A 17852-nucleotide genomic window follows, 5' to 3' on the forward strand; every position below is an offset into this window, starting at 1 on the left:
GGAGACCGGGGAGACCGGGGAGACCGGGGAGACTGGCGAGACCGGCGAGACCGGGGTCGACCTCGAGCTCTACGCTCGCGAGCTCGCCCGGGCGCAGAAGAAGTACGAGTCCGGCCGCTTCCGCGGCGCCATCTCCGACTTCAAGCGGGCGATCATCGCCAACCCCGAGGGGGTGGTGGCGCACATCGGCATCGCGCAGGCCTACTACGACGCCAGCAACCTCGCCCTGGCGGTGCAGCACGGCAAGACCGCCGTGGAGCTCGACCCGAAGCAGGCGCGCGCCTGGCTCCTCCTCGGCACCGTCTACCAGGAGCAGGGGAAGAAGAAGCCGGCCGCCGAGGCCTACCAGCGCTACCTCGATCTCAAGCCAGACGGAGAGTTCGCGGCGGACGTGCGTGCCGTGCTGCGGATGCTGCAGTAGTGAGCGAGCACCTCCTCGCCCTCGAGACCTCCTGCGACGAGACGGCGGTCGCCATCGTCAGTGATGGCGGACAGGTCGTCGCCAGCCGGGTGCACACGCAGATCGATCTGCACGCGCTCTACGGGGGCGTCGTCCCCGAGCTCGCCTCGCGGGACCACCTGGCCCGGATCCTGCCCCTGGTCGACGAGACCCTGCGGGAGGCGGAGATGAGCCTCGAGGAGATGACCTGCATCGCGGCCACCGCCGGTCCCGGCCTCGTCGGCGCGCTCCTGGTGGGCCTGCAGACGGCCAAGGGGCTCGCGCTGGCCTCGGGGCGGCCGCTGGTGGGGATCAACCACCTCGAGGCCCACCTCGCCGCGATCCTCCTGGAGGACGAGTGGCCCACCACGCCCTTCCTGGCCCTCCTGGTCTCGGGGGGGCACACGACCCTCTACGAGGTGCAGGACGCCTCGGGAGGGGAGGGCGATCGGGAGCGCTGGTCGGTGCGCCGCATCGGCGGGACCCGGGACGACGCCGCCGGCGAGGCCTTCGACAAGTCCGCCCGCCTCCTCGGCTTGCCCTATCCGGGCGGCCGGGCCCTCGATCAGCTCGCCGCTGGCGGCGATCCCGAGGCGGTGCCCCTGCCCCGGGGGATGATGCACCGGCCGGAGCCGGACTTCTCCTTCAGCGGGCTGAAGACCGCGGTGCGGCTCCACGTCGAGCGGGAGGGGGTGCCCGAGGGGCAGGCCCTGGCCGATCTCTGCGCCTCGATCCGGGCGGCGATCGTCGAGCCGCTGGTGAAGAAGACCGTGCGGGCGGCGGAGGGGCTCGGCGTGAACGAGGTGCTCCTCTGCGGGGGCGTGGCAGCGAACGGGACCCTGCGCCAGACCCTGGAGCAGGCGCTGGCCGCGGAGGGCCGCCGCCTCTTCGTGCCGCGGCCGGCCTACTGCACGGACAACGCGGCGATGGTCGGCGCCGCGGGCTGGATGGCGTTTCGCGGCGGGGGCCGCTCACCGATGAACCTCAACGCCGACCCCGGCTGGAAGCCGGGGGGCGTGGGTCCTCACCATGTCTGATCGTCCGGGGCCCGGGGAGATCCCGGCTCCCCGCACGCTGCTGTCGGCGCACGGCCTCGCGCCGAAGAAGGCCTGGGGGCAGAACTTCCTGCAGGACCGGCAGGTCCTCGACCGCATCGTCTCCCTCTGCCATCCCCGGGAGGGGATGAAGGTCGTCGAGCTCGGAGCGGGGCTCGGGCACCTCACCGCCCGCCTGCGCGGCAGGGGGGTCGAGGTGGTCGCCGTCGAGCGGGACCGGGACCTGGTGGCCATCCTCGAGAAGCTCTTCGAGGGTGACGCGGGCACGCGGATCGTCGCCGCCGACGCCAAGACCGTCCGCCTCGAGGAGCTCTGTCCGGGCGTCGAGCGGCGCGACCTGCAGGTGGTGGGCAACCTGCCCTACAACATCAGCACGCCGATCCTCTTTCACCTGCTGGAGCAGCAGGAGCGGATCGGGGCGCTGGTGGTGATGGTGCAGCGCGAGGTGGCCGAGCGCCTGGGCGCCGAGCCGGGCAGCAAGGACTACGGCATCCTGAGCATCCGCTTCGGGCTCCACTTCCACGTCGAGCAGGCCTTCGACGTGGCGCCCCACGCCTTCCTCCCCCAGCCCAAGGTCGTCAGCTCGGTGGTGCGCCTCGAGGCGCGGCAGCGGCCGCTGGCCGAGGTGGGCGACGAGGCGGCCTTCGCCCGGGTGGTGAAGGGGGCCTTCGCCCAGCGGCGCAAGACCATCCTCAACTCCCTGCGCTCCGCGAAGCTCCTGCCGCCGGACGCGCTGCGCGAGGCGCTCGCCGAGGCGGGCATCGAGCCCGGCGCCCGGGCGGAGACGGTGAGCATCGAGGGCTTCGCTGCCCTCACCGCAGCGGTCAGTAGCCGCGCGCCCTGACCGCGGCCATCAGCCGCCCCATGTTCTTGTCGAGGTAGCTGCGGAAGGCCTGCTTGTCGAGGGCGAGGTCGTCCATGACCTCCTGGAGGATGCTGTCGAAGTGCAGCTCCTCCTCGGGGCCCAGGCGGCGCATGGCCATGGCGATCTTCAGCAGGGCCACCGGATAGAGGGGATCACGGGTGGCCTCCTCGTCGAGCCCGACCGCCGGCGTGGGGGCGGGCTCCGCGTGGGCCGTCCGCGTGAGTGACGGGCGGTTGACGCGCCGCGGCAGGCCCGCGTCGGTGACCTCCAGCAGCCCCAGACTCGATCGAGCCGAACCCCTCGTATTTCCTGCCATCGTATCCTCCAGCCCCCGGAAAACAGGGAGATTCGATGTGTGGTCGTGACCCTACGCTACGATACATACCCTGTCAACTTTTCTGACCTTGTGATTAACTCAATAGATCGATCGATCGGATCCCTCGATCGATCGGCTTTCCCAAGATCCACGGTTGTGGCACCCTCCGCGCCCGATGCGTCCGCGCTACATCGTGGTCGAAGGCCCCATCGGGGTCGGGAAGACGACCCTGGTCAAGGCCCTGTCCAAGCGGTTTGCGGCCAAGTCGGTCTTCGAGGTGGTGGAGGAGAACCCCTTCCTGGCCGACTTCTATACCGACCGGGACCTCTACGCCTTCCAGACCCAGGTCTTCTTCCTGCTCTCGCGCTTCAAGCAGCAGGAGGCGCTCGCCCAGCGGGACCTCTTCCAGCAGGTGATCGTCAGCGACTACCTCTTCGCGAAGGACCGCATCTTCGCCGAGCTGACCCTCAACGGGCCGGAGCTCGGCCTCTACCACCGGGTCTACGACGCGCTCACCCCCCGGGTGCCCAAGCCCGACCTGGTCATCTACCTCCAGGCCCGCATCGACGTGCTCCTCGGCCGGATCAAGGAGCGGGGGCGCCCCTTCGAGCGCGACTTCGACGCCCAGTACCTGACCGACCTCTGCCAGATCTACAACGACTACTTCTTCCGCTACGACGACACGCCGCTCCTGGTGGTCAACACGAGCGATGTGAACCTGCGGGACTCGCGCGCCGCCCTCGACGACCTCGTGGACGAGATCGAGCACCTGCGCGGCGGCACGAAGCACTACGTCCCCCGGGGGGACGCCCGGCCCCAGGCCGACTGAAGGGAGACCGCTTCAGGCTCTCACGCCCCTTCGGGCGTGATCGATCCGCTCCGGGGGGATAAACTCTAATCGTCTGGTGTGCTCGACGACTCTCTCGGCGAGATGGCCGTAGGCGCTGACCCGATGGGACCCACGGGCAGCGACCCCGAGCCGAAGAGAGGCGAGCCCTCGAGGCACCAGCCCGAACAACCAAAGAGAACGACGGAGGTAAACCGTGAGGAAGGTTACCATCCATACCCTCGCGAAGAAGAAGCGCGAGGGCGAGAAGGTGGTGATGATCACCGCCTATGACGCCACCCTGGCCCGGATCGTCGATGACGCCGGAGTGGATCTGATCCTGGTCGGCGACTCGCTCGGCCACGTGATCCAGGGGCACGAGAGCACCCTCCCGGTGACCCTCGACCAGATGATCTACCACTGCGCGGCCGTGTCTCGCGGGGCGAAGCGGGCGCAGATCATCGGCGACATGCCCTTCATGAGCTACCAGGCCGGTGAGGACGAGGCCGTGAAGAACGCCGGCCGGCTCATCGCCGAGGGCGGCGCCCAGGCGGTGAAGCTCGAGGGCGGCCGTGACTTCACCGGCGTCGTCTCGAAGATCGTCCGCGCCGGGATCCCGGTGATGGGCCACATCGGGCTGACCCCCCAGTCGGTGCACAAGCTGGGCGGCTACCGGATCCAGGGCAAGAGCGCCTCGGCGCACCAGGCCCTGCTCGACGACGCCCGGGCCCTGGAGGACGCCGGCATCTACAGCCTGGTCCTCGAGGGCGTGGCGGCCGAGGTGGCCGAGGCGGTCACCGCCGCCGTGAGCGTGCCCACCATCGGCATCGGCGCCGGCGCCGGCTGCGACGGCCAGGTGCTGGTGATCTACGACCTCCTCGGCCTCAACCCGGACTTCAAGCCCAAGTTCCTGAAGTACTACCTCGACGGCTACCAGGTCCTCCGGGGCGCCATCGAGACCTTCGGCGCCGAGGTGCGCGAGGGCAGCTTCCCGGCCGAGGAGCACACCTTCCACGCCCCCAAGGTGCGGGTGGTGGAGGATCCGGAGCCCGAGGCCGCCGAGGGCGCCGGCGAGCCCACCAAGCTCTATGGCTGACGCCCCCCGGCCGAGGGTCGCCCGGACGACCCGCGAGTGCCAGGAGCTGCTCGCGGCCTTCCCCCGGGAGGGCGCGGCGCCGATCGCGCTGGTGCCCACCATGGGCTACCTCCACGCCGGCCACGCCGCGCTCCTGCGGGAGGCGCGGCGCAGCGGCGCGCGGGTCGTCTGCTCGATCTTCGTGAACCCCACGCAGTTCGGTCCGAACGAGGATCTCGCGCAATATCCCCGGGACCTCGAGCGCGACCTCTCCGTCTGCGCCGCCGAGGGCGTCGAGCTGGTCTTCGCCCCCGAGAGCCCCGCCGAGCTCTATCCCCCCGGGGCGGCGACCCGGGTCCGGGTCGAGGGGCTGACCGAGCACTTCTGTGGCGCCTCCCGCCCCGGGCACTTCGACGGCGTGGCCACCGTGGTCACCGCCCTCTTCGGGATCGTCCGGCCCGCGCGCGCCTACTTCGGCGAGAAGGACTTCCAGCAGCTGGCGGTGATCCGGCGCTTCACCCGCGACCTGCACCTCGGCGTGGAGATCGTCGGGGTGCCCACCGTGCGCGAGGCCGACGGCCTGGCGCTCTCCTCCCGCAACGCCTACCTCGACGCAGCGGGACGCCAGAAGGCCCTCGCCCTCTCCCGGGCCCTCGCCGCCGTCCGCCGCAGCTACGGCCAGGGCGAGCGCTCGGCCGGAGTCCTGCGCAAGCTCGCCCACGGCACCCTCGCCGAGGGGGTCGACGCGATCGACTACGTCGAGCTCGCCGATCCCGAGGCGCTGCGCCCCCTGGCGCCGGCGACGCTGGTCGACGCCTCGACCCGGCTCCTGATGGCGGCCTTCGTGGAGGGTGAGGGGGGGCGGCGGACGCGCCTCATCGACAACGGGGCGCTGCAGGACTAGACCGCGAACGTGGCGAAGAAGAAGAAGGAGAAGAGCAGCCCCGAGCCCGGGGTGAAGGTCATCGCCCGCAACAAGCGGGCGAGCCACCGCTGGGCCATCGAGGACACCTTCGAGGCCGGGCTGGAGCTGCTGGGCACCGAGGTGAAGAGCCTCCGGGCCGGGCTCCTCCAGCTCTCGGACGCCTACGCCGCCTTCGAGGGAGAGGAGCTCTTCCTCTACCACCTGCACATCGGCGCCTACCCGGCCGCAGGGCCTCACCTGCAGCACGACCCCCTGCGCCGCCGCAAGCTGCTCCTCCACCGCGCTCAGCTCGAGCGGCTCCGCGGCAAGCTGGAGCAGCGGGGCTACAGCCTCATCCCCCTGGAGCTGCGCTTCCGGGGCCCCTGGGCCAAGGTGATCGTCGGCCTGGGGCGGGGCAAGAAGCAGCAGGACCGCCGCGAGGACATCCGGGAGCGGGAGGCCGACCGCGACATGGCCCGCGCCCTCCGCCGCGACAACCGCTGACCGGGGCTCAGATCCCGGCGAGGTTCTCGGGGTTGTACCCGGGGCCGCCGTGGAGCGGGCAGGGGCAGATCTTCAGCAGGTGCTCGTAGGAGTAGATCCCCGAGTCGTGGCCGTCGGCGAAGCGGAGGCCGATGGCGTAGGAGCCCACCGTCTCCATACCGACCAGCTCGATCGCGGCGCCGCTGGCCTCCCTGAAGGTGTGGGTGCCGCCGTGCCCCTGGCAGCCCGCGCAGGGGCAGTGGCCGCGCAGGTAGGCCAGCTCGTAGCGGGACTCGTGCCGGTCGTTCCAGGTGATCACCACGACGCCCTCGGAAGCGAGGGCGTGCACATCGACGGGGCGGGGGAGGGGATCCATGAGGGGCAAGAAGGTGCACCCGGCCCGCGGCGCGGTCAACCGGCGAGGCCGCCCTCGCCTCGCCCTCTCACCGGCTTAGGGTGTAGAGAGGCCGGAACGTGAACGGACTCCTCCTGGTCAACCTGGGCACGCCCGAGGCCCCCACGATCCCGGCCGTCCGCCGCTACCTGCGGGAGTTCCTCTCGGATCCCCGGGTCATCGATCTGCCGGCCCTCGGGCGCTGGCTCCTGCTCAACCTGATCATCCTCCCCTTCCGCCCCAAGCAGAGCGCGCACGCCTACCAGCAGATCTGGACCGAGCGGGGCTCTCCGCTGCTCCTCCACGGGCGCTCGCTGGAGTCGATGGTGCAGGAGCGGCTCGGCGAGGGCTGGAAGGTCGTGCTGGCCATGCGCTACGGCGCACCCTCCCTGGCCGAGGGCCTCGCCGCCCTCGAGGCCGCGGAGGTCGAGCGGGTGGTGGTCCTGCCCCTCTATCCCCAGTACGCCTCCTCGACGACCGGCTCGACCCTCGAGGCCCTCTACGCCCTCGCCGGCGCGGGCCAGCGCGTCCCCTCGCTCTGCGTCGTGCCCCCCTTCCACGAGGACGAGGGCTACCTCTCGACCCAGGCCGCGCTGATGCGAGAGACCCTCGAGCGCGAGCCCGTCGATCACGTCCTCTTCACCTTCCACGGCCTCCCCGAGCGCCAGGTGCGCGCGGCGGATCCCACGGGGCAGCACTGCCTGGCGCGAGAGGACTGCTGCGAGCAGCCCAGCCCGGCGCACCGCACCTGCTACCGCCACCAGTGCCGGCGGACGGCCGAGGCCCTGGCCGGCCGCCTGGACCTCGCCGAGGGTGCCTGGTCGGTCGCCTTCCAGTCCCGGCTGGGGCGCACCCCCTGGCTGGGGCCCTACACCGATCAGGTGCTGGCGGAGCTCGGAGCGAAGGGCGTCGAGCGGGTGGCCCTCGTCAGCGGCTCCTTCGTGGCCGACTGCCTGGAGACCCTCGAGGAGCTGGGGCTGCGGGGGCGCGAGACCTTCGAGGCCGCCGGCGGCAAGCAGCTGGTCCTCGTGCCCTCGCTCAACGACCAGCCGGCCTGGGCCGACACGGTGGCCGCCCTGGCGCGGCGCGCCGCCCCGGCCACGGACTGAAAAAAAAGCGGGCGTCGCGGATGGCTCCACGACGCCCGCCTCAGAGGGCAGCCTCCCTCTCGGGAGACCGACCCCTTCGTTGGGGGGAACGTCTAGCTCTTCGGCTCGGGCTTTCGATTGAGCTCGATGTCGATCTCGATCTTCACCTCGTCACCGACGACGGCGCCGCCGGTGTCCATGGTCTTGTTCCAGCTCACGCCGTAGTCCTGCCGGTTGATGACGGTGCTGGCCGTCGCGGCCCGCGAGTACCACTTCGCCGGGTTGAGCACGGGCTCGGAGATGTCCTCGACCTCGAGGACCACCGGGCGGGTCACGCCGTTGAGGGTGAGGTCGCCGCTCACCTTCAGCTCGTCGCCCTTCTTCTCCACCTTCTTCGAGACGAAGGTGATGGTCGGGTGCTTCTTGATGTCGAAGAAGTCGGCGGTCTTCAGGTGGCGGTCGCGCTGCTCGTTGCCGGTGTCGACGGTGGTGGCGTCGATGGTGACGTCCACCTCCAGCTTGCCGAGGTCCTCGGGATCGAGCTTCACCGTGCCCGTGATGCCGGTGAACTGACCCCGCACGGTGGCGATGAGCAGGTGCTTCACCTTGAAGTTGGCGGAGGTGTGCGCGGTGTCGATCTTCCAGGTCTCGAGCTCGGCCTGCGCCGGGGCGGCCAGGAGGAGCAGCGAGAGGAGGATCAGGGTCGGGAGGGTCTTTCTCATGGGTCTCTCCTCGGGGTTGGCCGGCAGCGCTCGAGAAGCGAGCGCGCTCACCCCTCCCTTCGCCGGGAGCCAGGACGAAGTTACGACCGAACCCATGAAGACAAATGTGGGCCCGGGCCCCGCGCCTCGCTACCTCAGGTTGCGCGGGCGCGCAGGGGCGCGAGGATCTCCTGCTCCTCGTCCGGGAAGCGGCCGCTGGCGTGCTTCGAGTAGAGCAGGGCGCCATCCACGTGGATGTCGTAGATGCCGCCGCCGCCGCGGATCAGCTCGACCTCGACGCCCGGCAGGTCCTTCAGCTTGGCCGCCAGACCGGCGGCCCTCGGCTCGTAGTTTCAAGCCCCGCAGTAGGTGATCGTGATCTTCATGTCCTCGAGGATAGTCCAGGCGTCACCCTCGCGCCGGCAGGAGGATCAGGCCGAGCCCGGCCGCCCGCTCGAGGAGCGCCCCAGCCTCCTCCTGGCGCTGCCCGGACTGGCGGGCGGCCTCCTCCAGGGGGATGCCCTCGAGGGAGACCTTCAGGGCGAAGAGGAGGGGGTCCGAACCGCGGTAGTAGGAGGCGATCAGCCGCTCGGGGTGGCGGAAGACGAGGACCGTCTCCGGCGCCTCGAGGGGCTCTGGCGGCGGGGGAGGGGGCTCGCCCCGCGAGGCGCGCGCGTCGTGCTCCAGGACCCAGTCCACCAGGGGGAAGGCGACCTGGAGGACCCGCAGGGTCGGGTTGGGGGTGGGGGCCTTGAGCGAGGCGGGCTCGGGCTCGCGGGCCTCGTCGGCGTAGGCCGCGAAGCACTCCCACTCGAAGCGGGCCAGCGCCACGGCGAAGGCCGGCACGCGCGCGTCGCCGGCGGCGTGCAGGGCCTCGAGGAAGTCGGCGAAGGGCTCGGCGGCCCGGTTCAGCTCCCAGGAGCGGGCCGGGTGCGAGAGGTAGAAGCCCCCGGCCAGCTCCCCGGCGGACTCGCCGAGGAGCGCCCAGCTCATCGGGTGGTTCTTCTCCACCACCGAGACGACGTGGTGGCGGACGAAGTTCCGGTAGATCGTCAGGCGGGCCGGATCGCAGCCGAGGATCCGGGCCGTCGCGTCGGTGGAGGCCTCGCCCCGCAGCAGGGCGTGGAGCTGCGCCTGGGTCGCCCTCAGCGCGTCCATGCCGCGACCTCCACCTCGCCGAGGGTCTCGCGGGCGACAGCCCGCACCTTGCGGTTCTCCTCCAGGAGGACCGGGAGCTCGGGGATGTCGTTGTCCCACTCCACCAGGGTGCTCACCGGGCCGGTGTGCTCGAGGGTGTGGGCGTAGAGCGCGAGCACCTCGGGGACGGCCGGCGCGCCGTGGGTGTCGATGATCACCTCGGGCAGGCGCTCGTGGCCGGCCATGTGGATCTGCACCACCGCCTCGGGGGGGATGCCCTCGATGAAGGCGCGGGGCTCGTAGCCGTGGTTCTGGCTGTTCACGTAGACGTTGTTCACGTCCAGCAGGAGCTTCACGCCCGTCCGGGCGACCAGCCGCTGGATGAACTCCAGCTCGCTCATCTCGGAGGCCCCCAGCTCGATGTAGTAGCTCGGGTTCTCGAGGGCGAAGGGGATCGGGAAGCGCCGCTGGATCCGCTCCACCCGGCGGCTGACGTGATCGAGCGCCGCCTCGGTGAAGGGGAGGGGAAGGAGGTCGTGGTACTCGACGCCGAAGCCGCCGCTGGAGCAGAGGTGGTCCGAGAACCAGGGCGCCCCGGTGGCGTCGATCAGGCGCTCGAGGTGCGTGAGGTAGTCCTCGCTCAAGGGATCGGGGCCGCCGATGGAGAGGCCGACGCCGTGGAGGACGAAGGGCCTGGAGCGCAGGAGCCGCTCGAGGACGGCCCGGGGGCGGCCGCCGAAGGACATGTAGTTCTCGACCAGGATCTCGAAGAAGTCGATCTCGTGGCGGGTCGCCTCGGCCTCGACGGTCTCGACGATCGCGTCGTAGTGCGGGCGGCGCAGTCCGATCCCGTGACCGAGGTAGGGGACGCCGCCGGCCGGCGCGGGTCTCGGGGTCTGCAGCGCGAGAGCGGTCATGGGGTCACCTGAAGAGAGGGGGGGTTGATACGCCCCCCGTGCCGGCGGCGCGGACGGGGGGGCGCAATCGCGAGTCCGCAGGCGATCAGCCGCCGCAGGAGCCCGCGCCACAGCTGCCGGCACCGCAGGAGTGCTCGCCGCCCTCGGTCGCGGCCTCGCCGCCGGCCTCGCCGCCGCTCTCCGGCGCGGCCTCACCGGCCGCCTCGGCCTTGCCGCCGCAGCTGTGCTCGCCGCCTTCGGTCTTGCCACCGCAGGAGGCGCCGCCGCAGGACTTCTCCTCGGCCTTCACGTTCTTGGAGGCCCCGGCGCAGCCGGTGGCGCCAAGGCCCAGGCTGCCCAGGGAGATGGTGGCCGCCAGGGCGCCCATCGTCATGGTCTTGCTGATCTTCATCGAGATTCTCCTCTTCGGGAGGGTTGGGGTTGATGCCTCTACTTGGGCCGGTGGGCGGGGATGGTTACAGCCGCCCCCACCGGTCCCTTCATCGGGGCGAGCGATAGGGTGGGCCGCCCCCGGTGGGGCGGCCAGCGCCCTCGCTCCGGCGTGAATCTTTGGGCTAGGCTCTCCGTCGAGACGGTCAGAGCTCACCTCGAAAGGGAGACCCATGTTCACCAAAATCGCAGCCCTGTCTGGAAAAACCTCCTCGCTCCTCCTCACCGCGGGCCTCTTCTCGGCCCTCCTCGTCTCGCCAGCGGCGGCCCGGGCCCAGGCCCAGCCGGCCGTCGCTCCCTCCCAGCCCGCCGGGGCCGGCTCCACCGCCGCGCCGACGGGCGGGACCCCGCCGGCCGTCGAGCGGCCGGCCGCGGCCCGGAACATCACCCCGGAGATGAAGAAGAAGGTCGGCAAGAACCCGCTCATCCAGCGCCTCTCCACCGTGGGCGGCCCGCCCCGCTTCTCCGGGAACGCCAAGGGCGCCTCCCGCTGGCACGACGAGGTCATCGGCCGGGGCTCGGTGCCGATCACCGTGCCCACCCCCCGGGGCCTCATCGAGGCCTACGCCACCCCCGACGGCAAGAAGCTCTGGATCGCCGGCGCCATGGTCCGCGACTCGGGGGTCATCCTGCGCATGGGGGATCTGCTCCCGTTGCTGCAGGTCGTGGGGGTCTCGGATCGAGAGGTGGCGCTCGGCGCCAACCTCCTGCAGGTCGGCAGCGGTGTGCCGCCCTCCTACACCCTCGGCTTCCGCCCCGGTCTGCTCTGGAAGCACCGGGCGACCCTCGAGCGGCAGCGGCAGGCCGGCCGCGTGCTCTACAGCCTCACCACCGGTCAGCTCACCGTCCTCGGCGCGCACGTCCTGGTCGAGGGCCGCACCGGCGCGCTGCGGGCGCAGCTGGTCAGCCCCCAGGGCGATCAGGTCGAGCGGATCGAGCAGCTGATGACGCCCACCGGCTGCCGGGACCTCGAGGAGGGCCTGCGCTCGGCAGAGCCCGAGAAGCTCCTCCCCGTGGCGAAGAAGAAGCTGGGGGTCCCCTCCATGACCCAAGCCTGCGCCGCGCGCTTCGTGGCCCTGGCCGGCGGGCCGGGCGCGGCGGACCTCCTGCGCAAGGCGCTCCGGGGAGATCAGATCGCCCGCCCCTTCGACCTCGTCGAGGCCCTGGCGACCGTCTCACCGAAGCCCGAGAAGCAGAACCTCGAGGCCGTGCTGCAGATGATCCAGCGCACCGGCACCGTCGGCTCGGACGCCGCCTGCCGGGCCGCGCCCCTCTCCTGGACCAGCGCCCTCCTCGAGCGCAGCGACCTCGACGACGCGACTCGCTCGGTGCTGACCCGCTGCGCCTGGCACTAGGGGTCTGGCTAGGACACGGGGATGAGCTGCACGCCGGCCCTCCACCGCTTCCAGGGTGGGGTGCCGTCGTCGCAGCCGCAGGCCGCCCGGTCCTCGGCGGTGCACCAGAGCTCGACGTGGAAGTAGTGCACGTAGGGATCGGCGTTCGAGGGCTGGTGGAGGAGCTGGGCCGCGATCTTGCGCAGCCCCTCGGGCTCACCGGCGGCCTCGGCGGCAGCCAGCAGTCCCTCCTCGATGAAGGGGGCGACGAAGACGAAGCGCAGGCCCGAGCCATCGGGGCGGGAGACGCCGGTGAGGTCGTCGATCACCCCGATCTCGGGATCGAGGAGCAGGGTGCGGATCAGCTGCCAGCCGCGAGCGTAGTCGATGGCGTACGCGCCCTCGGGCACCAGGCAGGTCACCTCGGCGAGGCCCGACCGGATCCGGTTGCGCCGGCAGCCGGGGGGGACCTCGGCCGCGGCCGGGAGGTGCAGGCGGCGGACGCCGGCCTCCGAGCGGCCGCTCGCCTCGAAGGCCAGGGCGGTCTCCACCGCGGCGACCGGGCGCCCCAGGGCGTCGACGAGGGGGAAGGCCAGATCGGCCGCCCGACCCGCGCCGTGAGAGAGGGAGTAGAGGGCCGGGTGGAAGGGGTCCTGGCCGGCCTGGCTGCCGGCGGGGCCCGAGAGGTTGCCGACCATCAGGGGGGCGCTCGCCTCGCCGCCGGACGCTCCGAGGCGTGACGCGATGCGGGTGATGGCCCCGACCAGCTCGTCGGTCCCGTAGGCGAGCTGCCGGTGAGGGAAGATCAGGCGGTAGCCCGCGCCCGCGTCCTCGAGGTGCGCGGCGTGCTCGAGCGGGCCCCGCGAGCGCGTCCCGCCGCTACAGGAGGCGGCCGCCGTCTCCTTCGAGAGCGCCTCCGGCGGGGGCAGGATCAGCGGGCTGGAGGGCGCGGGGGCGGGCGCCCTCGGGGGCGGCGGCGGGGTCACGGGGGTGGCGGTCGCTGGCCGGGCGGGCTCGGCCGCCGGGCGGGAGACCTCGGCCGCCGGCGGCGGGCCGGGGGCCTGCTGCACCACCCGCGGGGAGGTCGGCTGGTAGGCCAGGGGGGCCGTCGCCGCGAGGCGATGCCAGACCAGCGCGGCCACGGCGAGGAGGAGGCTGCCCGGGACGATGGCCAGCCCCAGGGCGATGGTGAGCGAGACGAAGCGCCGCGAGGCGAGCGCGGCGAGGTGGCGCCAGGGCCGGCTCGCCACCCAGCCCGCTCCCCGCTCGAGCGCCGCCCGGAGCGTCTCCAGGGCGTCGGTGCCCGCGGCCGACGCAGTCGCCGCGGGCGGGGTGGTCTCCATCCAGAGGATCGTGACCGGCTGCGTGACCTCCTCGTCGCGTCCGGCCAGACACGTCCTCGTGTGCTCGTCTCCACGATTTCGGCTCCAGATCCCCATGTGGGGAGAGGTGTGCACGGGGCGTGCCGGGACGATCCTCGGTCCGAGGCGGGGAGGTCCCCTCCTGCTTCGGCTTGCTCCCGCCGCCGGGGACGTGGATCATCGGTTCCCCATGCTCCCGCTCAGGTTCGTGCTCCCCGCTCTGGTCCTGCTCCTCGCCTCGGAGGCGCTGGCCGGCCAGCTCCACATCGAGCGCTACGGCCTCCTCGCCGTCGCCCGGCAGGGGGGGCTGGTGGCACAGGTGAAGGTGCGCAGCGTGAAGACCGCCGAGGGCAACGACGTGGTCGCCGGAGTGCGGGTGCTGCGGACCTGGCCCGCGGGCCGCCTCCCGGAGGGGAAGAGCCAGGAGGTGCGGGTCTACGGTGGGATCGTCTGGGACGATCCGCGGGTCTCGCCCATGGACCGCCGCCTGCGCGGAGGACTCACGGCACGAGCCCTGAAGGTGGGCGACGAGGTGCTCCTGGTGCAGGAGCAGGGCGGGCGCGGCCTCGAGGGGAGGGTGGAGGCGCTCCCGATGAGCGAGGAGAACCTCGCGAAGATCGAGATCCTCTTCGACGAGAGGGCCACCACCCGCTTCAAGGGCTCGCCCCGGCCGGAGCTGCTCGCGGCCCTCGGGGATCCCGACCTCGCGCCGCTGGCCATGGAGGCCCTGGGACACCGGGGCGGGGTCCGGGCGCCGGAGATCCTGGAGGCGGCTCCTCGCGCGATGTACCACGACCTCGTCGCTGCCATGGCGCTGCCGGAGCGCGCCCGCTTCTTCCGTCAGGCGCAACCCTGGGCCCGCGAGCACCTCGCCTCCCTGAAGGACCTGGTCGATCTCGGGGCGCGCTTCTTCGAGCCGCCGGTCGGCCTGGCCCTCGCGCCGCTGGCCCTCCTGGCCGATCCTCGCACCGAGGAGGGGCACCGCATCCTCGCCACCCCGCTCCTCGAGGCGGTGGGGCTCCTCGAGCAGGGCAAGGGGGGCGGGCGCCTGGCCGACGCCTACGCGCCGGTCTTCGCCGCCTGGGTGGAGCGCCGGGAGAGCTACGAGGAGCCCGCCCGTACCCTGAAGATCCTCCTGGAGGAGACCACGCCGAAGGCGCGCCGCCAGCTCCTGCGCGCCCTCCTGGAGAGGGTGCCCGGCGGCGGAGAGGGGCTGGACCTCCAGCTGCTCGCCGAGCTCGCTCCGGCGGTGGAGGCCCGGCCCGACCCGGAGGCCCTCACCGCGATCCTCGCGCTCGAGCCCTTCGCGGCGGACGTGCTCTCGACCCAGAACTCGGTGCTCGAGTGGATGGTCCGGATGGCAGCGGCCATCGTCTCGAAGCGCCCGGCGGATCGAGGCCGCCTCGCGGGCCGGGTCGAGCCCTACCTGCGCTACGGCCTCGCGCTCGAGGACGAGGCGCTGCGCGCCTACCTCGGCGCCGTGGGCAAGGCGCCGGCCTCCCTCGTCTCGAAGGAGGACGCCCTCGCGCAGCGCAGCGAACACCGGCTGGCTCCCGGGCAGCGGGGCACCGATCTGGCCGGCTTCCGGGTCGACTTCGATCTCGAGGACGACGGCGGCTACAGCTACCGGATCAAGCCGGACCACCACCGCGGCACCGAGGGCAGGCTGAAGGCCGGCGAGTGCTGGCGGATCGAGGGGGTCGAGTCCGGCCGCCTCTTCGTGTTGAGCCGCGGGAAGCACGATCGCGAGGGGCAGCCCCGGCTGGAGATCGTGTTGCACCCCTACTCCGAGACGAAGCCCACGCCACAGCCGGAGGAGGCGCTGCGGCCCCTGGCCCTCGAGGCGGCGAAGGAGGCCCAGTGCCCGGCGACCGGGTCCTTCATCCACGAGCCCGAGCTCGGCCGCCTGCGCTACCTGACCACCGATCCGGTGGTCTCGGGCTGCACGGTGGTGGTGGGGGCCTTCACCGGCGAGGTGAGGGTGCGGCGCGAGCGCGACCTGAGCCCGGCACCCTAGGAGAGGGTCAGGATTCGGTCACAAGGGCCGGGCGGCCCTTCCCCAGACGGGGCCGAGCCCGCAGATTGCCTTCGCATGAGCCCCTCCGAGACCGCCGCCGCCACCCTCCCCACGAGCCGCTACACCCCGGCCGAGGAGCGAGCCAACAGCGCCACCCACGCCCTGGGGGCGTGCCTGGCGCTCGGCGCGCTGGCCTGGATGCTGGCCGTGGCCACCGGCAGCGGTGATCCCCGGCAGATCGGCACGGTCACGGTCTTCGGCGCGAGCCTCTTCGCGCTCTACCTGGCGAGCAGCCTCTACCACGGCCCCTTCTCGGTGAGCGCCAAGCAGAAGCTACGGATCGCCGACCACATCGGGATCTACCTGCTCATCGCGGGCACCTACACGCCGATCACCCTGGTGGGCCTCGAGGCCAGCCCCTGGGGCCTCGGGCTCTTCGCGGCCATCTGGAGCTTCGCGGCGCTGGGCATCGCCCTCGAGGTCTTCTGGGTGGACCGCCCGAGATGGATCTCGGTGGCGGTCTACGTGGCCATGGGCTGGCTCGCGATCCTGGCGGTCGGTCCCCTCTTCGATCACCTTCCCACCGGCGCCCTCTGGCTGATCTTCGGCGGGGGGGCGGTCTACACCGGGGGCACGCTCTTCTACCTGATCAAGGTGCCCTACGCGCACGCCATCTGGCACCTCTTCGTCATCGGCGGCAGCGCCTGCCACGTCGCCGCCGTCGCCCTCTACGTCGTCGGCTGAGCGCGGGGTGAGACCGCAGCCCTAGGGGCCCGGGGGAGGGGGACCCCCCGGGGGACGCTCCCCTCCCGGCGGGTCGCCTGCCGGCGCGGACCCTCTTTGGCGAGGACCCGCCTCCGGCTCGCTCGACGTCGGGGCCGGCTTCGGTTCGTGCTGGTTCGGTCGGCGAAGCCGGCCCCTCCACGCCCCCGGGAGGTCCCCCTCCCCCGGGCCCCTCGGCCGCTCTTGCTCACCGCGCGCAGGCCGCGCTCTCGGGACCTTGCTGCGTCGTGGCAGGGGGGCGCCGTCGTACTCATCGGTGGACGGGCTTCCGGGCGAGTGACATCATGGTGGTTCGGGTCGGCCTCGAGATGTGGGTCGATCGATCTGTGACAATCTGGGGGCGACTTGGCTTCGACGAGGGCAGTGAAGCCAGCGATCGCATGCCGTGGCGCCGCAACCACGTCAAAAGCGGCAAAAACACAAAAGCCAACGACGACGTTGAGCTCGCTCTCGCGGCCTAAACACCCGTAGAGAGTCGTCCGGCCACCCCGAGCCCGAGGGGGTGGGTCCCGGGCGTCAAACTTTCGGGCTGGTCAGCGCGTTTCGCCCGGCGATGCGCTGACGAGATTTTTGTCGGGACCGCGTCTCGCATCACCTGTCGGTGGGTGGGTGGGGCGTCAAATTGATCATCGACTAAGCATGTAGTGGTCCTGGTGGAGCGCTTTCGGACCCGGGTTCGACTCCCGGCGCCTCCAAACGATCTCCGTGCGTCCGATCCGAGCGTGTTGCTCGGGTCGGACGTTCGGAGTTCGATCACCGTCGACATGGTTGGAATCGTGCAACTCCGCGGACTTTCGTCCGCTCCGTTCTGCACGATTCCAACAATGTTCGACTCCCGGCGCCTCCAAACGATCTCCGTGCGTCCGATCCGAGCGTGTTGCTCGGGTCGGACGTTCGGAGTTCGATCACCGTCGACATGGTTGGAATCGTGCAACTCCGCGGACTTTCGTCCGCTCCGTTCTGCACGATTCCAACAATGTTCGACTCCCGGCGCCTCCTCACTGCGTCTGGAGGGAAGGGATGGTAGAGGTACGGGCATGGGTCTGAAGGACTGGTTCGGGAAGAAGAAGATCGAGGCTCCCGCGGCGCCCCCGCCGGAGAGTGACGAGAAGGCGGAGGGGTGGGACGCGATCGAGGCGGCCTTCCTGGAGCACTACCCGGGGCAGACGGATCCGCCGCACGTGGCGCCGGGGGTCTATCGGATGCACGATCTCTCGGAGAACGCGGCGGCCTTCGACGGGATGAGCGCCTACGACGCGGGGACCTTCTGGCACCTGGTCTCCTTCGGGCTGACCGAGCTCTACGCCAAGGAGAACGTGGATCAGCCGGAGGTGAGCGGCTTCGGCTACGAGCTGACCTTCCGGATCCCGAAGACCTCCGAGCGGCCGCCGGCGCTGGCCTTCCGCCTCCTGGACGCCATCGGCAAGGCGGTCTGGGGCGGGCAGGACTTCGCGCCCGGCCACACGATCCAGACCGGCCCCATCGACGGCAGGCCCGAGACGAAGGAGACGGCGATGCTGGTCCTGCGGGATCCGCTCTTCCCGGAGCCCCTCTCCACGCCTCACGGGCAGGTGGACCTCCTCCTGCTCCTGGGCGTCGAGAACGCGCTGCGCGAGGCGGTGATGGCGGCCTACGAGGAGAGCGAGGGCGCCGAGGGCTGGGAGGCCGAGATCGTCGCCCGGATCCGCGAGGCCAACCCCGAGCTGGTCACCCCCCTGCGCGCCTAGC

Annotated in this window: 20 protein-coding genes and 1 other RNA gene; 13 read left to right on the top strand and 8 right to left on the bottom strand. The window is 71.7% G+C overall.

Annotated features, from left to right (window positions below; genetic code table 11):
* From P1V51_06875 to rsmA, 3 genes are all read left to right on the top strand, one after another.
* On the top strand, positions 1–421 hold a 421-nt coding region (locus P1V51_06875), incomplete at its 5' end, for a tetratricopeptide repeat protein (GenBank protein ID MDF1562748.1).
* Complete coding sequence (gene tsaD, locus P1V51_06880) at positions 421–1476, top strand: tRNA (adenosine(37)-N6)-threonylcarbamoyltransferase complex transferase subunit TsaD (protein ID MDF1562749.1); 1056 nt, start codon at positions 421–423, stop codon at positions 1474–1476. The genes P1V51_06875 and tsaD, both read left to right, overlap by 1 nt.
* Entirely contained in the window at positions 1469–2338 is an 870-nt protein-coding gene (gene rsmA / locus P1V51_06885) for a 16S rRNA (adenine(1518)-N(6)/adenine(1519)-N(6))-dimethyltransferase RsmA (protein ID MDF1562750.1), read from the top strand. Before tsaD ends, rsmA begins: the two co-directional genes overlap by 8 nt.
* Here rsmA and P1V51_06890 read toward each other — a convergent pair.
* The gene (locus P1V51_06890) at positions 2319–2675 is read right to left on the bottom strand and encodes a hypothetical protein (GenBank protein MDF1562751.1); all 357 of its coding nucleotides are present in this window, start codon (positions 2673–2675) and stop codon (positions 2319–2321) included. The genes rsmA and P1V51_06890 overlap by 20 nt on opposite strands.
* Before the next feature lie 175 nt (positions 2676–2850).
* Between P1V51_06890 and P1V51_06895 the strand changes: the two genes are divergently transcribed.
* The 4 genes from P1V51_06895 (at position 2851) to smpB (ending at position 5984) form a co-directional block, all read left to right on the top strand.
* A complete protein-coding gene (locus P1V51_06895; GenBank protein MDF1562752.1) occupies positions 2851–3504 on the top strand; it encodes a deoxynucleoside kinase in 654 nt (217 codons plus the stop codon).
* Positions 3505–3718: 214 nt separating this feature from the next.
* The gene (gene panB, locus P1V51_06900) at positions 3719–4597 is read left to right on the top strand and encodes a 3-methyl-2-oxobutanoate hydroxymethyltransferase (protein ID MDF1562753.1); all 879 of its coding nucleotides are present in this window, start codon (positions 3719–3721) and stop codon (positions 4595–4597) included.
* Entirely contained in the window at positions 4590–5480 is an 891-nt protein-coding gene (gene panC / locus P1V51_06905) for a pantoate--beta-alanine ligase (GenBank protein MDF1562754.1), read from the top strand. The genes panB and panC overlap by 8 nt, the downstream gene beginning before the upstream one ends.
* A gap of 9 nt (positions 5481–5489) precedes the next feature.
* On the top strand, positions 5490–5984 hold the full coding sequence (gene smpB / locus P1V51_06910) for an SsrA-binding protein SmpB (GenBank protein ID MDF1562755.1): 495 nt from the start codon (positions 5490–5492) through the stop codon (positions 5982–5984).
* A 7-nt stretch (positions 5985–5991) separates the two neighbouring features.
* Here smpB and P1V51_06915 read toward each other — a convergent pair whose 3' ends face one another.
* Complete coding sequence (locus tag P1V51_06915; protein MDF1562756.1) at positions 5992–6339, bottom strand: DUF971 domain-containing protein; 348 nt, start codon at positions 6337–6339, stop codon at positions 5992–5994.
* Between the two features lie 98 nt (positions 6340–6437).
* Between P1V51_06915 and hemH the strand changes: the two genes are divergently transcribed.
* Complete coding sequence (gene hemH, locus P1V51_06920; GenBank protein ID MDF1562757.1) at positions 6438–7466, top strand: ferrochelatase; 1029 nt, start codon at positions 6438–6440, stop codon at positions 7464–7466.
* Between the two features lie 92 nt (positions 7467–7558).
* On the opposite strand, the gene P1V51_06925 is transcribed toward hemH, so the two are convergent.
* The 5 genes from P1V51_06925 to P1V51_06945 all read right to left on the bottom strand — a co-directional run bounded on the left by P1V51_06925 (position 7559) and on the right by P1V51_06945 (position 10591).
* On the bottom strand, positions 7559–8167 hold the full coding sequence (locus P1V51_06925; GenBank protein MDF1562758.1) for a YceI family protein: 609 nt from the start codon (positions 8165–8167) through the stop codon (positions 7559–7561).
* 134 nt (positions 8168–8301) lie between these two features.
* The gene (locus tag P1V51_06930) at positions 8302–8532 is read right to left on the bottom strand and encodes an Rdx family protein (protein MDF1562759.1); all 231 of its coding nucleotides are present in this window, start codon (positions 8530–8532) and stop codon (positions 8302–8304) included.
* Between the two features lie 22 nt (positions 8533–8554).
* A complete protein-coding gene (locus P1V51_06935; GenBank protein ID MDF1562760.1) occupies positions 8555–9304 on the bottom strand; it encodes a DNA-binding domain-containing protein in 750 nt (249 codons plus the stop codon).
* Positions 9292–10200: a DUF692 domain-containing protein gene (locus P1V51_06940; GenBank protein MDF1562761.1), complete on the bottom strand. Its 909-nt coding sequence runs from the start codon at positions 10198–10200 to the stop codon at positions 9292–9294. Before P1V51_06940 ends, P1V51_06935 begins: the two co-directional genes overlap by 13 nt.
* Positions 10201–10285: 85 nt before the next feature.
* Complete coding sequence (locus P1V51_06945; GenBank protein ID MDF1562762.1) at positions 10286–10591, bottom strand: hypothetical protein; 306 nt, start codon at positions 10589–10591, stop codon at positions 10286–10288.
* A gap of 211 nt (positions 10592–10802) precedes the next feature.
* Between P1V51_06945 and P1V51_06950 the strand changes: the two genes are divergently transcribed.
* The gene (locus tag P1V51_06950) at positions 10803–11984 is read left to right on the top strand and encodes a hypothetical protein (GenBank protein ID MDF1562763.1); all 1182 of its coding nucleotides are present in this window, start codon (positions 10803–10805) and stop codon (positions 11982–11984) included.
* 8 nt (positions 11985–11992) lie between these two features.
* Here the strand turns inward: P1V51_06950 and P1V51_06955 are convergent, their stop codons facing one another.
* On the bottom strand, positions 11993–13306 hold the full coding sequence (locus tag P1V51_06955; GenBank protein ID MDF1562764.1) for a penicillin-insensitive murein endopeptidase: 1314 nt from the start codon (positions 13304–13306) through the stop codon (positions 11993–11995).
* Between the two features lie 208 nt (positions 13307–13514).
* On the opposite strand from P1V51_06955, the gene P1V51_06960 reads away from it, so the two are divergent.
* From P1V51_06960 to P1V51_06975, 4 genes are all read left to right on the top strand, one after another.
* Entirely contained in the window at positions 13515–15341 is a 1827-nt protein-coding gene (locus tag P1V51_06960; protein MDF1562765.1) for a hypothetical protein, read from the top strand.
* Between the two features lie 75 nt (positions 15342–15416).
* The gene (locus P1V51_06965) at positions 15417–16085 is read left to right on the top strand and encodes a hemolysin III family protein (protein ID MDF1562766.1); all 669 of its coding nucleotides are present in this window, start codon (positions 15417–15419) and stop codon (positions 16083–16085) included.
* 375 nt (positions 16086–16460) lie between these two features.
* Positions 16461–16820: a transfer-messenger RNA gene (ssrA, locus tag P1V51_06970) on the top strand.
* Positions 16821–17161: 341 nt separating this feature from the next.
* On the top strand, positions 17162–17851 hold the full coding sequence (locus P1V51_06975) for a suppressor of fused domain protein (protein ID MDF1562767.1): 690 nt from the start codon (positions 17162–17164) through the stop codon (positions 17849–17851).
* Position 17852: the final 1 nt, after the last annotated feature.

The organism is Deltaproteobacteria bacterium (assembly GCA_029210625.1).
Lineage (GTDB): Bacteria > Myxococcota > Myxococcia > SLRQ01 > SLRQ01 > JARGFU01.

Coding starts and splice junctions, on each gene's coding strand:
- rsmA (MDF1562750.1), top strand. CDS start 1,469: ATGTCTGATCGTCCGGGGCCCGGGGAGATCCCGGCTCCCCGCACGCTG.
- P1V51_06890 (MDF1562751.1), bottom strand. CDS start 2,675: ATGGCAGGAAATACGAGGGGTTCGGCTCGATCGAGTCTGGGGCTGCTG.
- P1V51_06895 (MDF1562752.1), top strand. CDS start 2,851: ATGCGTCCGCGCTACATCGTGGTCGAAGGCCCCATCGGGGTCGGGAAG.
- panC (MDF1562754.1), top strand. CDS start 4,590: ATGGCTGACGCCCCCCGGCCGAGGGTCGCCCGGACGACCCGCGAGTGC.
- P1V51_06915 (MDF1562756.1), bottom strand. CDS start 6,339: ATGGATCCCCTCCCCCGCCCCGTCGATGTGCACGCCCTCGCTTCCGAG.
- P1V51_06925 (MDF1562758.1), bottom strand. CDS start 8,167: ATGAGAAAGACCCTCCCGACCCTGATCCTCCTCTCGCTGCTCCTCCTG.
- P1V51_06935 (MDF1562760.1), bottom strand. CDS start 9,304: ATGGACGCGCTGAGGGCGACCCAGGCGCAGCTCCACGCCCTGCTGCGG.
- P1V51_06940 (MDF1562761.1), bottom strand. CDS start 10,200: ATGACCGCTCTCGCGCTGCAGACCCCGAGACCCGCGCCGGCCGGCGGC.
- P1V51_06945 (MDF1562762.1), bottom strand. CDS start 10,591: ATGAAGATCAGCAAGACCATGACGATGGGCGCCCTGGCGGCCACCATC.
- P1V51_06950 (MDF1562763.1), top strand. CDS start 10,803: ATGTTCACCAAAATCGCAGCCCTGTCTGGAAAAACCTCCTCGCTCCTC.
- P1V51_06955 (MDF1562764.1), bottom strand. CDS start 13,306: ATGGAGACCACCCCGCCCGCGGCGACTGCGTCGGCCGCGGGCACCGAC.
- P1V51_06960 (MDF1562765.1), top strand. CDS start 13,515: ATGCTCCCGCTCAGGTTCGTGCTCCCCGCTCTGGTCCTGCTCCTCGCC.
- P1V51_06965 (MDF1562766.1), top strand. CDS start 15,417: ATGAGCCCCTCCGAGACCGCCGCCGCCACCCTCCCCACGAGCCGCTAC.
- P1V51_06975 (MDF1562767.1), top strand. CDS start 17,162: ATGGGTCTGAAGGACTGGTTCGGGAAGAAGAAGATCGAGGCTCCCGCG.